Here is a 16,250-nt window from a genome sequence, read left to right as displayed (position 1 = left end):
CATTTAAAACAGAGCCAAAAATTAAAAACTAATTAAATAAAAAAGCATTAAATGTGAATGAATATACTAAAAAGTATCTTCATTACATTTAGTGCTTTTTTTATATAAATAAATATATTTTAGTAGAGTGTTGATATATGCATACGTGTAAAATGAACATAGTAATTTAATAAAGTATAGTACATACATTTTTAAGTTTAATCACGATGAATCTCATTGTTATGTAATTTCATTAAATGAATAATTTCAAAAAAATCTTGCAATAAATTATAATTTTTCATATAAATTACCTTATATGACAAGAAATATTGAAGGAGAATGGTCTCTTCACTGCAAAAATAAGAAAATTATCATTCCATTATATGTATACATGGTGTATAATGATAAATAAATAAAAATTAAGTAGTAAAAGCAATAGGTAATAAACAAATATTAAGGGGGAGTTAAAATGTCAGTTAAAAATATAAATACCAATAAAGAAATTAATATAGTTGATACTACTCTTAGAGATGGGGAGCAAACAGCAGGCGTAGTTTTTGCTAATGCTGAAAAGATAGCAATTGCAGAAATGTTAAGTGAACTTGGAGTAGATCAATTAGAAGTTGGTATACCTACTATGGGTGGAGATGAAAAGGCTGCAATAAAAGAAATTGTTAAAAGAAATTTAAAGCCAAGCATAATGGCATGGAATAGAGCTGTTATTGGTGATATAGAACAATCAATAGACTGTGGCGTTGATGCAGTAGCAGTATCTATATCAGTATCAGATATACACATTCAACATAAACTAAAAACATCAAGAGAATGGGTATTAGAAAATATGGTTAAATCAGTTGAATTTGCTAAAAAGAATGGACTTTATGTATCAGTTAATGGAGAAGATGCGTCAAGAGCTGATCAAGATTTTTTAATAGAATTCATTCAAGCAGCTAAACAAGCTGGAGCAGATAGATTTAGATATTGTGATACTGTAGGAATTATGGAGCCTTTTAAAATTCAAAAAAGAATTAAGGAGCTTTATGAGACTACTAATTTTAATATAGAAATGCATACACATAATGATTTTGGTATGGCTACTGCAAATGCTATAGCAGGACTTGAAGGTGGAGCTACACATGTTGGAGTAACTGTTAATGGCCTTGGAGAAAGAGCAGGAAATGCTGCATTAGAAGAGGTAATTATGGCATTAATGATTGTATATGGATATAAGGGAGACATTGATACAACAATGCTTAAAGATCTTTCTCAATATGTATCTAGGGCATCAGGTAGAGAACTACCAAAGTGGAAAGCCATAGTTGGAAGTAATATGTTTGCACATGAATCTGGAATTCATGCTGATGGAGCTCTTAAAGATCCAACTAATTATGAAGCATTTGATCCAGCAATTGTAGGATTAGAAAGACAAATAGTTATTGGAAAACATTCAGGACGTGCTGCAGTTGAAAATAAATTTAGGGAATATGCAATAGAACTTACTAAAGATGAAGCCACAGGAATATTAGAATTAGTTAGATCAACATCTGTTAGATTAAAAAGATGTCTTTTTGATAAAGAGGTTGTTCAATTATATAAAGAATATAAAAGAATTAATAAATTATAAAATATACTTTGTTTTAGTATGATATTGATAATTTTAGTATAAAGCTCATGGACAGAGAAATTTACTTTAAGAATTCTAAAACAAAGATTAGTCCAATTAATGCATGTTCCCAATTAAAAATTGTGACAAGCAATTAATTTGACAAATCTTTATTAAGAATTCTAAAAAGCAAATTTCAATGCCACTTTGCCTTTATACTAAAATATCAACATCTACCTAAAAGTCATAAAGTTAAATTATAAGCAATAATAGGGGGAATAAACATGGGAGATAATTTAGTTTATAAAATTTTAAAAAATCATATTGTTGAAGGAAATTTAAAAACAGGAGAACCAATTTCTATTAAAATTGATAAAACATTAACTCAAGATTCAACTGGAACAATGGCATATCTTCAATTAGAAGCTATGGGAATAGATAGAGTAAAAACTAAGAAATCAGTGGCATTTATTGATCATAATATGCTTCAACAAGGATTTGAAAATGCAGATGATCATAAGTTCATTCAAACAGTAGCATCAAAATATGGAGTGTATTTTTCAAAGCCTGGAAATGGAATATGTCATCAAATATTTTTAGAAAGATTTGCAACACCTGGAGATACATTAACAGGTTCAGATAGCCATACACCAACAGCTGGTGGTGTTGGAATGCTTGCAATGGGAGCTGGTGGATTAGATGTTGCTCTTGCAATGGGTGGTGGTGCATATAATATAAATACACCTAAGGTTGTAAAAGTTGAGCTTAAAGGAAAGCTAAATAAAATGGTGGCTGCAAAAGATGTGATTTTAGAAGTACTTAGAATATGTACCGTAAAAGGTGGCGTTGGAAAAGTATTTGAATATTGTGGAGAAGGAATTAAAAGTTTATCAGTGCCAGAAAGAGGTACAATAACTAATATGGGAGCTGAACTTGGTGCTACAACATCAATATTCCCTAGTGATGAAAGAACTTTAGAATTCTTTAAAGCACAAGATAGAGAAGACGATTGGCTGGAATTAAAAGCTGATGAAGATGCTATATATGATGAAGAAATAGTTATAAATTTAAATGATTTAAAACCATTAACTGCAAAACCTCACAGTCCAGATAATGTTGTAACTGTTGAAGATGCAGGAAAGATTAAAGTCGACCAAGTGTTTATAGGAAGTTGTACTAATTCTTCTTATGAAGATTTAATGAAGGTTTCAAAAATATTAAAAGGAAATAAAGTACATGAAAATGTAAGTTTAGTTATTGGACCAGGATCTAGACAAGTTATGGAAATGATTGCTAGAAATGGAGCTTTAGCAGATATAATTAGTTCAGGAGCAAGAATACTTGAAAATTCTTGTGGACCATGTATTGGAATGGGTCAAGCACCAGGAACAAATGGAATATCATTAAGAACTGTAAATAGAAATTTCTATGGTAGAAGTGGAACACTATCAGGACAAATATATATTGTAAGTCCAGAAACAGCAGCAGTTTCAGCCATTAAAGGGTGTTTAACTGACCCAAGAGAAATGGATGTTGATATAAAAGTAGATATGCCTGAAAAGTTTATCATAGATGATTCTATGATTTTAGAACCTGCTAAAACTAATGCAGAAGTTGAAGTAGTCAGAGGTCCAAATATAAAGCCATTTCCAATAAATAAAGCACTTGGAGATAAGATAGATGGTAAAGTTTTAATAAAAGTAGAAGACAACATCACAACAGATCATATAATGCCTTCTAACTCAAAATTATTACCATTTAGATCTAATATTCCTTATCTTTCAGAATTCTGCTTTAATACAGTAGATACAGAATTCCCTAAGAGAGCTAAAGAATTTAATGGAGGGTTTATAATAGCTGGAGAAAACTATGGACAAGGTTCAAGTAGAGAACATGCTGCATTAGCACCTTTATATTTAGGAGTAAAAGCAGTTATTGCTAAATCATTTGCTAGAATACATAAAGCAAATTTAATAAACAATGGAATAGTACCAATTGAATTTAAGGATTCTTCAGATTATGAAAAAATAGATTTAGTTGATGATTTATTAATAGAAAATATAAGTGATAATTTAAATAATGGAGTATTAAAAATTAAAAACTTAACTAAAAATAGTGAATTTCAAGTTTTAGTTAAATTAACATCAAAAGAAATAGAGGTTATAAAAGCTGGTGGAAGATTAAATTATGTAAAGTTTAATTCATAGAAAAATTAATTTATATCAACACTGTTTTAAAACATAACCATATAAAAATGACTTTCTTAAATAAAAAGAAAAATTTAAGAAAGTCTTTTTTTATTTTAATACAAGTTTATATGAAAATATGATAAAATATGGATATACAATAAATTACAATAATTTAAATTACTTGAATTTTTCTTTGTAGAACCTTTGAAGTAGTGATATTAAGAGTTAGGGGGTAAATATATGAACAATAAGTTTAAAAGTAATATTTTTGCCTATATTATACCAATTACTGTTATTGTTATGTTAATAGCCATTGGATTTTCTGTATGTATAATACAAGTTAAAGAAGTAATAAATAAAGGCAATAAATCTGTTATTGTAAAAGCATCTGAAAATAATTCTATGTTCATAAATTATACATTAAATGATAATATACAATATATGAAGCATGTGTCTGGTATTTTCAATGAATTAAACGATTTCAAAGAAGAAAATGTTATGGACATTTTAAATTTGGAAGAAAGAAAAGATTTTTTAACAACAGGAATTATAACTTCGGATGGAATTTTAAATTGTATTGATGGTTCAATTAATGATATTAGTAACAAGGATTATTTTAAAAAATGGGAAAAAACTAATGAAGATGTTTTGACAATAGATACTGATTTAAAAACTGGCGAAAAAGTATTCATATATGTAACATCATTACTCCATAATGATAAAATTAAAGGGGCTTTATATGGAACCATATCATTTAAGGATATAGAAAAATTATTTATATCAAATTCTAAATTTTATCAACAGGTTGAGACATACATACTAGATAAAAATGGGGATATATTAATAGGGTCAGGTGATCTATTTAATATGTTAAACGATAGTAATATATTTTCATATCATGATTTAGATGATATAGAAATATTAAAAGATGATTTAACTAATAATAGAGATGGTGCTGTATTTATTACATTAAATAAAAATAAGTATATTTTGTCATACTCTAAAATAAATGACTTAAAGGATTATTATGTCTTATCTTTAATAGAGGCATCCAATATAAATGAAAAACAATATCTAACATCCTTAATGACTATGCTAGCGAGTTTTGTTATACTAATATTTTTAATACTTTTAATTTATATAAATTTTTATAGAAATAGAAAAGAAAAGTTAATTAAAGACATAGCATTTGTTGATGATATTACTGGAGGAAAAACTCTAACTAAATTTAAAATGGACATAAAAGAAGTCTTGGAAGAGAATATGAATTCGTCATATGCACTGGTGGAATTTGACATAGTTAGATTTAAAATTATAAATGATATATGGGGATATAAAACCGGGAATTTATTATTAAAATATATATCTGATATTTTGAAAAATAAATTATTGTATAAAGAAATGTTTTGTAGAGTAAGGGATGATTTATTTATATTGCTATTAAAATATAAAGATGAAAATGATATTATAGATAGAATTAATGCATTAGATAATAGTATGAGGTTTTTTGATAATGGAACTAAGGAAATTCCAAACTTTTCCCTTTCATATGGGGTATATGTTGTAGATGGAACAGAAGAAGATATAAATAAAATGATTGATAATGTAGCTTTTGCTAGGGAAACATCAAAAAGTGATTGTAATGAGTTTATAGGTTTTTATGATATAGAGCTTCAAAGTAAGTTAATAAAGCAAAAGCAAATAGAAGATGTTATGTATAGTGCATTAACTAATAGACAATTTGAATTATATCTTCAACCTAAGTATGATATAAAATTAGAAAGTTGTATTGGAGCAGAGGCACTTGTAAGATGGAACAATCCTGAAAAAGGATTAATAAATCCTATAGATTTTATACCTTTGTTTGAAAAAAATGGATTTATAGTTAATTTAGATATGTTTATTTTTGAAGAGGTATGTTCAAAAATAAATGAATGGAAGCAAAATAATATTAAATTAATTCCTATTTCAGTGAATATATCAAGAATTAATTTGAAAAATGTAGATTATTTTATAAAGAATATAAGCAGAATATTTAATAAATATGATATAAATCCAAATTTAATAGAGATTGAAATTACAGAGAGTGCAATATTTAATCATTATGATAATATGTTGCAAGCATTGCTTAGATTAAAAGCAATGGGATTTAGTATATCATTAGACGATTTTGGGACAGGTCTTTCTTCACTTAATATATTGAAAGATTTACCTATTGATACAATAAAACTTGATAGAGAATTCTTAAATAGTAAGGATAGTTCTAAAAAAGGTGAGATAGTAATAGCAAATATTGTAAGAATGGTTAAAGAATTAGATTTAAATGTAATCTGTGAAGGGGTAGAAACTCATGAACAAGCAGAATTTTTAAGTGAAGTAGGATGCAATAATGCTCAAGGATATTTATATGCAAGACCTATGCCAGTAAAAGATTTTGAAGAGAAGGAACTAACATTAGGGTTAATTCAAGATGTTATTTTAACAAGGCCTTAATATATGTATAAGGGAAATTGGACGGAATAAAATTCCATTTTGCACATTTCATATATTAACACATATTTAAAATAGTTTCTTTAATTACAAGTAATAAATGAAGTGTTTTTGAAAAGCTAATATTATATATAATTTATTATATATATTAGTAGCTTTTCTATTTTTTTGTTTTAAAGTTAATATTATATTTCCTATATTTAAAAGATAGATATATAATGAATCTTAAATATAGATATAAGAATTTTAAAGGAAGTGTATTATTTTGGATAAAAAAATAAGATTATCAGGTATAGCGTATGAAAGTTTAGTAAATGGTCCAGGAATTAGAAGAGTATTTTTCTCACAAGGTTGTAATCATAATTGTAAGGGATGCTTTAATCCAGACACTCATGATTTTAATGGTGGAGAAGAAAAAAATATAGATGAATTAATAGAAGATGTTTTATGTAATCCAATGATTAAAGGAATTACTTTTAGTGGAGGAGATCCATTTGAAAGAGCAGATCAATTTTCTTATATGGCAAAAATTTTTAAAGAAAATAATAAAAATATTTGGTGCTATACAGGATATACATTTGAATATATAAATGATAATTTAGAAAGCAATAAAGGTTGGAAAGATTTAATAAATAACATAGATGTATTAGTGGATGGAAAATTTGAAGAAAATAAAAAAGAAGATGGATTAAGATTCAGAGGATCATCTAATCAAAGAATAATAGATGTAAAGGAAAGTTTAAAATCGAATAAAGTAGTTATTTTTGATATTTAGCATATGCTTTAAGAATTTGTTTATATTGTAGTATAAAGCACATAGATTGAGTAATTTACTTTAAGAACACCAAAATATAAACATTTATTTTTAATGTAGATTTATAATAAAATATCAAAAATTAGTTATAATAAAACTTTAGAATGAGATTTTAAATAGGGGATGTGATGAGTGATTGATTTTAAATAGGGAATTTTATAAAAGAGATGCTTTGGAAGTAGCTAAAGATTTATTGGGTAAAATTTTAGTAAGAGAGATAGATGGTGTTATTTTAAGGGGAAAAATAGTAGAAACTGAAGCATACATAGGGTCAATTGATAAAGCATCACATGCTTATAATGGAAGAAGAACGGAAAGAACAGAGCCGCTATTTAAAGAAGGTGGAATATCTTATGTATATTTTATATATGGACTTTATCATTGCTTTAATGTAATAAGTGGAGAAGATGATGATGGGCAGGGAGTTTTAATTAGAGCATTAGAACTATTAGATAATTTTGATTATATTTCTTTAAAGAGGTTTAATAAGAAGTATGAAGAATTATCTACCGTTAAGAAGAAAGAATTAACTAATGGACCTTCAAAGTTATGCATGGCTTTTGGTATAGGTAAAAAAGATAATTATAAAGTGCTTTATGAAAAAGGTGATTTATATATAGAAGATAGTTATGATCATTATGAAATTGTTCAGACAACTAGGATAGGAATAGATTATGCTGAGGAAGCAATAGATTTTCCATGGAGATTTTATATAAAAGATAATAAATATGTATCTAAAAAATAATGATATGTTTTAAAAAGTGTTCATATATGCATAAATAAAAATGGACTAAGTAATTGAACTTAAGAACGCTAAAATGAGTATAGTCCCGTTTTAGCTTGTTCCCAATATAAAATTNNTGACAATACTCATTAAGGGTTCTAAAAGTCCAATTACAATGCCATTTTACCTATTGCATATATGAACATATAGTAAAAACAATTATTTAAAATATAATTGAAAATAGAAATCATAAAATAAGAAAACTCTTCATTATTATATAATGGAGAGTTTTCTTCGTAAATAAATAATTCATATTAGTATAACAATAAACATTATACTAGTTTAAGGGGACTAATGATTATTATGATTTTGTGGATACATTTATATTATGGACAAGCGAAAAAATTTTATACATTAATAGAGAAAAATTAAAAAACTTTTTTATTTTTTAAAATATCCTTCTTTATTTGTACGGAATAAAACCTAAGGGGAATGTAAAAATGCCAAAATAGTAAAATGACTACACGATTTCGAGAATATATAGCAGAGCAATCAAAAAGACGTAGTTTTATAGAATTAGAAAGAGAACTTGCTATATCTAATGTTACTATAAGAAATGTATTTTTAGATGAAGCTAAGAAAATACCTAAATTATTTGAAATTGAAACTCCTAATATTCTTGGTATAGATGAAATACATATACAGAGAGAAGGTAAGAGTCGTAAACAGGCATGGACTTTGATATGTAATAGAACTGACCATACTGTTATAGATATGCTTAGAAATAGAAATAAGGCTACTATAATAGATTTCTTTAGTGGCTATCTCAGATGATTTAACAATCTATAATGATACTGCAATGACAGTTAAGAATTGGGGGAGAGAAATATTTAATTATTTTTCATATGGTAGGCATTACTAATGCTTTTATTGAAGGTATTAACAATACTATTAGGGCAATTGAAAAACAAGGTCGTGGATATGACTTTGATGTACTAAGGGCAAAGACCATATTCTTTATTAATCATAAGATAATTAAGACAAGTTTCAAAACAGATGCTGTGCTCTACTCACAATCATTTACCGAGGAGGAACTTAATGAATTATATACTATAAAAGATAGAGATTATGGTGTTGATTTTAAAGACCTAACACAAGCAATAAATGAAGGACTACTTTAATGTAGTCCTTCATTTATACTATTGGTAATATTTGTTTCCACCATGAAATTAGAAGAGCCAAAAAATTATGTTAGACAAATTGCTAAGAATTATAACTTTATAAAAATAACCAAGATGAATTAACACTCGCTGTTGATTTATAAGTACATAAATTACAATCTTAAAATTAACTTAGATTTTATAAATATTTTTACAAATTAAAGAAATAACAAAAATCTGTAACAAAATAGCTACAGATTAAACTTTTTTAAAATGAAAACTTTTAAATAGATAAAAAGCTATAGCTAAGAAGTAGATAACTTGAGAGATTTTCGCAAAAAAAAAACTTATAATTGTCTTGTATTAATGAGAGGAGTTGTATTTATGTTAAATTCTAAAAAAATTAACCGTTGTTTTGCAATGGGAGGTCTCGGGCAAAATTTAGTTTATGCTCTAATGTCGGCATTTTTATTTTTCTTTACTGAAGGAGTTGGTTTATCAGCAGCTACTATTGGTACACTTTTATTTGTAGTTCGTATTTATGGATTGATTGTTGATCCAATTATAGCTGTAATAATAGAAAAAACAAACACTAAATGGGGGAAATATAAGCCATATATTATTTCTATGCCTCCTATTATAAGTATTTTACTTATTGCACTATTTTTTAAACCAAATTTAAGTCCAGGAACTCATATTATTTATGTATACGTTGTAACGATACTTTTTTGGACTGCTTACGCATTCTTTGATATTGCTTTTTGGTCAATTATTCCAGCTATTACTAAGAATGAAAATTTCCGCTTTAAACTTCTACAAAGCATCAAAATAGCTTCGGTTTTTGCAATATTTGGATTTGGAATAGCTCAGATGCCATTAGTTGATATATTAGGTAACGGAAGTTATTTAAAAGGATTTTTTCTTTTAAGTATAATTTTAGGAAGTTTATTTTTAATTTTTGGTCTTGTGTTATCTAAAGAATTATTTTCAAATGAATCTCTTAAGGACTTGGGTTTAAGTAAAACTTCTGAAATTAAAGATAAAAAAGTCAAGAAAAATAATAAACTTAAACTATCAGATATGATAAAAGCTCTTTTAGCTAATTCTCCATTGATTAATGTAATTTCAGCTAAATTATTCATATACACAGCATTATACATAAAAACAAGTCTATTAATTTATTTTTATAAATTTTCTCTTGGAAATGATAAACTTGGCTCTTTTTCAAATTTAATTGCTTTACCTGTTACATTAATTTTAATAGCTATATCTCCTAAACTATTAAAGAAATATGGTAATAAAAAGGTTATGTCATATTTTTTAGGTATTAGTGTAATAATTTCATTTATATACATAATTAATTTTAAAGTGTCTTATTTCTATATCATAATTGATGGATTATCAAGTGCTATTGTAGGTATGTATTCATTAGTTATTACTAATATGGTAGTTTCTACGGTGGAGTATGGTGAATGGAAAACAAACACAAGACTTGAAAGTGTAATTCTTTCTACTAATACTATTAGCTCTAAATTAACCTCAGGTATGTCAGCTGCTATTAGTGGATGGATTTTAAATGGAATAGGATATATACCTGGTAAGGTTCAAAGTGTAGAAACATTATCTAATCTTCATAATGCAATTGTATGGATACCTGTTGTAGGTTATGGAATAGCAATTATTATTTTATCAAGATACAAGCTTACTTCAGAAATGTATAACAATATAGTTAAAGACTTAGAAATCAGAAATAAGGAGAGTAAACAAGCGTGTTAGATTTAGAATTATTAAAAAAACAACCATTTAATTTGGATAAAAATCAAATTGAAGGTATTAAGGATAAATTAAATAAAATGTCATTAAAAGAAAAAGTAGGACAATTGTTTTTTCTAATGCATAACATTGAAATTACAGAAGAACAACTTATTGAAACTATTCAAAAAATTCAACCTGGTGGAATCATGTTAAGGCCTGTAACTAAAAATTTAGCAAAAGAAGTTATAGAAATAATTAATAGTAATAGCAAAATAAAGCCTTTTATTTCTGCTAATTTAGAAAATGGTGTTAATGGTATTTTAAGTGAAGGTGAAAGTTTTGGAAGTGCTATGCAAATTTCAGCTACTAATGATTTAAATCTTAGTTATGAAGCTTCACACTATATAGGATTAGAAAGTTTTAAATTAGGTTTAAACATGACTTTTTCGCCTGTTGTTGATTTAAATATTAATTATTTAAATCCTATTACTGGGACTAGAGCTTTTGGTGATAATACTTCTCGTGTTAAGTCTTTTTCAAAGCAGTTTTGCAAAGGATTAGAAGATGGTGGGGTTATTCCAGTAATTAAACACTTTCCTGGAGATGGTAAAGATGATAGAGATCATCATGTGTTACCTTCAGTAAATGATATGACTTTAGAAAAATGGAATGAAACTTATGGAAGTATTTATAAAGAATTGATTGATTCTGGTGTTCCTTGTATAATGGCAGGTCATATACTTCTTCCTTGTTTTGAAAGAAGTATAGATAAATCTATAGAAGATAAAGACTTAAGACCTGCTACATTATCTAAACATCTACTTAAAGATTTATTAAGAAAAGAGTTAAAATTTAATGGATTAATTATTACTGATGCAACACTTATGGGTGGTTTTAATTCATTTGCTACAAGAAAAGAAACTTTAATCCAATGTGTTAATGCAGGTTGTGATATGATATTATTTACTAAAGATTTGAAAGAAGACTTTTCAGCTATCCTTGAAGGTGTTTTAAGTGGTGCAATTTCAGAAGAAAGACTAAATGAAGCAGTTCTTCGTATTTTAGGAATTAAGGAATATTACAACAATTTAAAAAAAATTTCTAATGGTGAAATTAAAGATTATAAAGATTTATCAACAGAAATTTTTGATAAATCAATTACTCTTGTAAAGAATAATGAAAATATTTTACCAATCCTTCCTGAAAAATATGAAAAAGTTTTATTTATTCATTTAGGAAACGAAACCAAAAGTAAAGCAATCTTTTCAGAAGAACTTGAAAAATCAGGTTTTAAAGTTACTGTATTAGATAATAATAAACTTGACTTAGAGTTAATCATTGGTTCTATTGAAAAGTTTAAAAATAAATATGATATTGTAATATATGGAGTCGATTATCAGACTAAAAGTAATCAAACTTCAAATAGAATTGAATGGGGAATGCCTTTTGCTCAATTTATGCCATGGTTTGTTAAAGAAATTCCTGTAGTTATAATATCGCTAGGTAATCCATTCCACTTGTGTGACGCGCCACGTATACCAACTTATATAAATGCGTATAGTAATCAAAAAGCAAATATTGAATTGGTAGTAAAAAAGCTTATAGGTAAAAGTGAATTCAAAGGAATCAGTCCTATAGATCCATTTTGTGGGAGGTTTGATACTAGATGTTAATTAAAGGAGTTATTTTTGATTTAGATGGAGTAATTACAGATACAGCTGAAGGTCATTATAAAGCTTGGAAAAAGCTTGCTGATGAAATAGGTGTTTCTATATCTAGAGAATTTAATGAAGGACTTAAAGGTTTATCGAGAGAAGATTCTTTAGAATTAATTTTAAAACAAAATAATAAAAGTTCTAATTATACAAACGATGAAAAAATTAATTTGCTAGATAAGAAAAATAAATATTATTTGAATTGGATTTCTAATTTATCTAAAGAGGACATATTACCTGGAGTTGTAGTTCTTCTAAAAAAACTTAAAAATGCAGATATAAAAATAGGATTAGCATCTGCAAGTAAAAATGCACCACTTATATTAGAAAAATTAGATTTAACATCTCTCTTTGACATTATTGCAAATCCTGAACTAGTATCAAAAGGAAAGCCTGATCCTGGAATATTTCTTTTAGCAGCAAAAGAACTAAATTTACAGACAAAAAATTGTGTTGGAATTGAAGACTCATCAGCTGGAATTAAAGCTATTAATGATGCAGGCATGTATTCTATAGGGGTTGGAAACTTTGACTATTTAAAAGAGGCCAATTGCAATGTAAATTCATTGATTGAAATTGACTTAAAAAATATACTTTAACATTTTTAAATTTTGTTATATATATAATTTAAAAATGAAAGGTTTTATAACTGTACAAATAAGATTGTACAATGCTAAATTTGATTCATATCGGAGATGAACGTTTTAAGGAAAACATTGATTATAATGAAGAAGGAACAGCAAAATTCATTTCAAAAGCAAGTACAATTTATTGCACAAGATGATCATATCTTTGTTAAGTATTCTTATTTATCTTAAAGTTGCGATAGTTTATATTTTGCACTATTATTGGTTTATATATATTATGTTATATTGAAAAACTTATTTGTTTAGGAGGGATTTTAAGTGTTTTATGAAAATATTGACATACCAACACACCACAAAATTCCATATAAAGTTTTTATTCACAATTTAAAAATAGTCCCTTATCATTGGCATGATTTTTTAGAGATTATTTTAGTTCTTGATGGATCTATTGAATTAAATGTAGAAAATGAAATTGTGGAACTTCATAAAGATGAAATTTACATTGTAAACAGTTTTTATAGGCATTTTGCTAAGGCTATATCTGAAAAAAATATTGTTTATACTCTTCAAATAAAAGAAACTTTGCTAAAAAGTGAAATTAAAGATTTAGATACGATGGTTTTTAGTGTCTTAGAAAATACTAATTCAAATGATCTGTTTTTGCTTAAAAAGTATCTTTCTAAGCTAGCTTTATTAGATATTAAAAAGAATGATAATATTGATCTTTTGAGAAAGATAACAATTTTAGAAATATTAAATATATTAAAGCAACGTTTTTCTATAAATAATAAAGATAAGAAAGTATTATCATCTCAAGGGAAAACTTTAGATTTTATACTATATATTAATGATAATATTTCTAAGTGTTTTTCTTTGAATGATATTGCAAAAGAGTTTAATATGAGTCCAGCATATTTATCTAAGCTTTTCAAGAAAGAAACAGGTATCAATATTATGACATATGTAACTATTTATAGATTGCAACTTGCCTGTTCTGATCTTGTTCTTACTAATAAAAAAATTAGTGATATAGCTTTTGAAAGAGGATTTAATTCTATTAGCACATTTAATGAACGTTTTAAAAAATACTTTGAAATTTCTCCTAAAGATTTTCGCAAAAATAATAAACAGGATGTATTATTAGAAAAGAATGTTGTTTCATCTGCTTTATTTAACTATATTAACTTAATTTCAACAAATCCTTTTAATCAACTTTTTGAATATGATAAAGAAAATATAATAGAAATACCTCAAAATATACCAGCTTCAGATTGTAAAATGATTACAGTAAATACAGACGAAGAAAATGGACAATATCCATCAAATTTAACAAAAATGATAGGAATTGGACGTGCTAGCGATTTTCTAAATGTAAATATACAGGACCAACTTATTGCTGCAAAAAGTGAAGTGGGATTTAATCGTGTAAGATTTCATGGAATATTTTCAGATAATCTAATGGTTTTTTCATTAAAGGATGGAAATCCTCAGCTAAATTTCCGTTATATTAATCTTATTTTTGATTTTTTTGTTTCCAATGATATTATACCTTTTATTGAAATTGGTTTTATGCCTAAAGATTTAGCCTCTGGTAGTGAAAGTATATATCATTGGAATGCAAACACATCTGCTCCTAAAAATTTAGAACATTGGACATATTTAGTAGAATCGTTTGTTAAACATCTTGTTAATCGTTATGGTAAAAAGAAAGTAGAAACTTGGGATTTTGAAATCTGGAATGAACCACATTTAGATGGATACTATTGGCACAAATCACAAGAAGAATATCTTGAATTTTTTAAAGCAACATATATTTCTATAAAAAATGTAAATTTAAATCTTAAGGTTAGTGGATTTAGTGGCACTAGTTGGTCCGTTTTAGATACTAATTGGACAAAAAATGCCTTTGATTTCTTAGAAAAAAATAATATTATTCTTGATAATTTTACATATCATCTATATCCTATTCAATGGAATATAGATGAAACTTATTTTGAACATTGGAATGCTGATAGAAAAGGAAGGTATTGTTATGCAGAATCTAGCTATATTTTAAAAAGTGTAGAGAAAATTCATGAAACAGTTAGAAATTCTAAATGCATTAAAAAGAGTAACTGTATAATAACTGAATGGAATTCGTCTTCAGATCCAAGAGATTTATTGCATGATACAGCTTTTATGGGATCTTTTATTGTTAAAAATGTAATTGACTGTATTGGATACGTAGATGTTATGAGTTATTGGACATTATCAGATATATTTGATGAACATATCTTATCTTCTGATACTTTTCATGGTGGATTCGGATTGATAACAGTGGAAGGAATAAAAAAGCCAGCTTACTATGCTTTTAAGTTTTTAAATGATTTAGAGTCTATTATTCTTTATAAAGATGAGAATATGATTATTACAAAAGATAATCATGAAAATTTTCAAATTTTAATTCATAATTTTCAAGAATACGATCAATTATATAAAAGTTTTAATACATCTCATATAAATTTTAAAAATAGATATAGTGTATTTACAAATGAAAAAAGTAAATTTTTTAAAATAGTCCTTAACAATATCTTTGGAAAATACTCTATAGTAAGAGAAAGAGTTAATAGAAACTTTGGCTCTGCTTTTGATAATTGGATTAATTCAGGGGGAGAAAATTTAACATTAGAATATGAAAAATATTTAAAAAATATATCTATTCCTAAAATGGATTTTGGGGAAAGAACTATCCAAGGTGAATTGACGCTTACTGTTGATTTAGAAGTACATGAAATTACAATATTAAAACTAACTCCTATTTTATAAATAGTTTTTATTAAGTACATATTAAAAATCTGTAACTAATTAGTTACAGATTTTTTTACTTATGATAACTAAAAAGATAATTGCTATTTTAGCTATAATGACTATGGTAAGTTCTGTTCCAGCTTTTGCTGCTGAAAAAGGTGTTAAAAATTCTCCAAAGAAGATAGTAAAGCAAGAAGCAAAAGTAATAAAACAACAAGAAAAAGCCAAAAAACAAGAAGTAAAAGAATTAAAGAAACAAGAAAAAAATTGAAAAGCAACAAGAACAAGAACTAAAAAAACAACAAGTTCAAGCTATGTAACTTGCAAAGCTTAAGGAAAGAGCTGCTACTCACTTAACAAAGGAACAAATTAAGGAAAAAATAAAGTTGCTGACTGGAGATAAAAAAGAAATTTTTTTTGTATTTTACTTTATTGATATATGTATAA

At 26.3% G+C, this 16,250-nt stretch carries 13 protein-coding genes; all 13 read left to right on the top strand.

Features of this window, described 5'->3' with window-relative positions; all coding sequences use genetic code 11:
• The first annotated feature begins 448 nt into the window (after positions 1-448).
• The 13 genes from nifV (at position 449) to NG904_RS02235 (ending at position 16,074) form a co-directional block, all read left to right on the top strand.
• Positions 449-1,603 (top strand): homocitrate synthase, encoded by a 1,155-nt coding sequence (gene nifV, locus NG904_RS02295; protein ID WP_252216031.1) that lies wholly within the window; start codon positions 449-451, stop codon positions 1,601-1,603.
• A gap of 263 nt (positions 1,604-1,866) precedes the next feature.
• Positions 1,867-3,789 (top strand): aconitate hydratase, encoded by a 1,923-nt coding sequence (locus NG904_RS02290; protein ID WP_252229513.1) that lies wholly within the window; start codon positions 1,867-1,869, stop codon positions 3,787-3,789.
• A 222-nt stretch (positions 3,790-4,011) separates the two neighbouring features.
• Complete coding sequence (locus tag NG904_RS02285) at positions 4,012-6,264, top strand: bifunctional diguanylate cyclase/phosphodiesterase (protein ID WP_252229511.1); 2,253 nt, start codon at positions 4,012-4,014, stop codon at positions 6,262-6,264.
• Between the two features lie 262 nt (positions 6,265-6,526).
• Complete coding sequence (gene nrdG / locus NG904_RS02280) at positions 6,527-7,036, top strand: anaerobic ribonucleoside-triphosphate reductase activating protein (RefSeq protein ID WP_252229509.1); 510 nt, start codon at positions 6,527-6,529, stop codon at positions 7,034-7,036.
• Positions 7,037-7,211: 175 nt separating this feature from the next.
• Entirely contained in the window at positions 7,212-7,820 is a 609-nt protein-coding gene (locus tag NG904_RS02275) for a DNA-3-methyladenine glycosylase (RefSeq protein WP_252229507.1), read from the top strand.
• A 495-nt stretch (positions 7,821-8,315) separates the two neighbouring features.
• Positions 8,316-8,633, top strand: a complete 318-nt coding sequence (locus NG904_RS02270; RefSeq protein ID WP_252229505.1) for a hypothetical protein — start codon at positions 8,316-8,318, stop codon at positions 8,631-8,633.
• Positions 8,634-8,704: 71 nt separating this feature from the next.
• Positions 8,705-8,980 (top strand): transposase, encoded by a 276-nt coding sequence (locus NG904_RS02265; protein ID WP_252229503.1) that lies wholly within the window; start codon positions 8,705-8,707, stop codon positions 8,978-8,980.
• Between the two features lie 363 nt (positions 8,981-9,343).
• Positions 9,344-10,735: an MFS transporter gene (locus NG904_RS02260; RefSeq protein ID WP_252229501.1), complete on the top strand. Its 1,392-nt coding sequence runs from the start codon at positions 9,344-9,346 to the stop codon at positions 10,733-10,735.
• A complete protein-coding gene (locus NG904_RS02255; RefSeq protein ID WP_252229499.1) occupies positions 10,729-12,387 on the top strand; it encodes a glycoside hydrolase family 3 protein in 1,659 nt (552 codons plus the stop codon). The genes NG904_RS02260 and NG904_RS02255 overlap by 7 nt, the downstream gene beginning before the upstream one ends.
• Positions 12,381-13,028, top strand: a complete 648-nt coding sequence (gene pgmB, locus NG904_RS02250; protein ID WP_252216004.1) for a beta-phosphoglucomutase — start codon at positions 12,381-12,383, stop codon at positions 13,026-13,028. The genes NG904_RS02255 and pgmB overlap by 7 nt, the downstream gene beginning before the upstream one ends.
• An 80-nt stretch (positions 13,029-13,108) precedes the next feature.
• Positions 13,109-13,213, top strand: a complete 105-nt coding sequence (locus tag NG904_RS02245) for a TipAS antibiotic-recognition domain-containing protein (protein WP_252229497.1) — start codon at positions 13,109-13,111, stop codon at positions 13,211-13,213.
• 121 nt (positions 13,214-13,334) lie between these two features.
• Positions 13,335-15,821, top strand: coding sequence for a GH39 family glycosyl hydrolase (locus NG904_RS02240; RefSeq protein WP_252229495.1), 2,487 nt, complete (start codon positions 13,335-13,337; stop codon positions 15,819-15,821).
• Between the two features lie 61 nt (positions 15,822-15,882).
• Positions 15,883-16,074, top strand: coding sequence for a hypothetical protein (locus NG904_RS02235; protein WP_252215998.1), 192 nt, complete (start codon positions 15,883-15,885; stop codon positions 16,072-16,074).
• The last annotated feature ends 176 nt before the right edge of the window (positions 16,075-16,250 follow it).

The sequence above is a fragment of the Clostridium sp. ZBS15 genome, assembly GCF_023845705.1.
Classification (GTDB): domain Bacteria; phylum Bacillota; class Clostridia; order Clostridiales; family Clostridiaceae; genus Clostridium; species Clostridium aquiflavi.
This window is presented reverse-complemented; position numbering and strand designations above follow the sequence as displayed.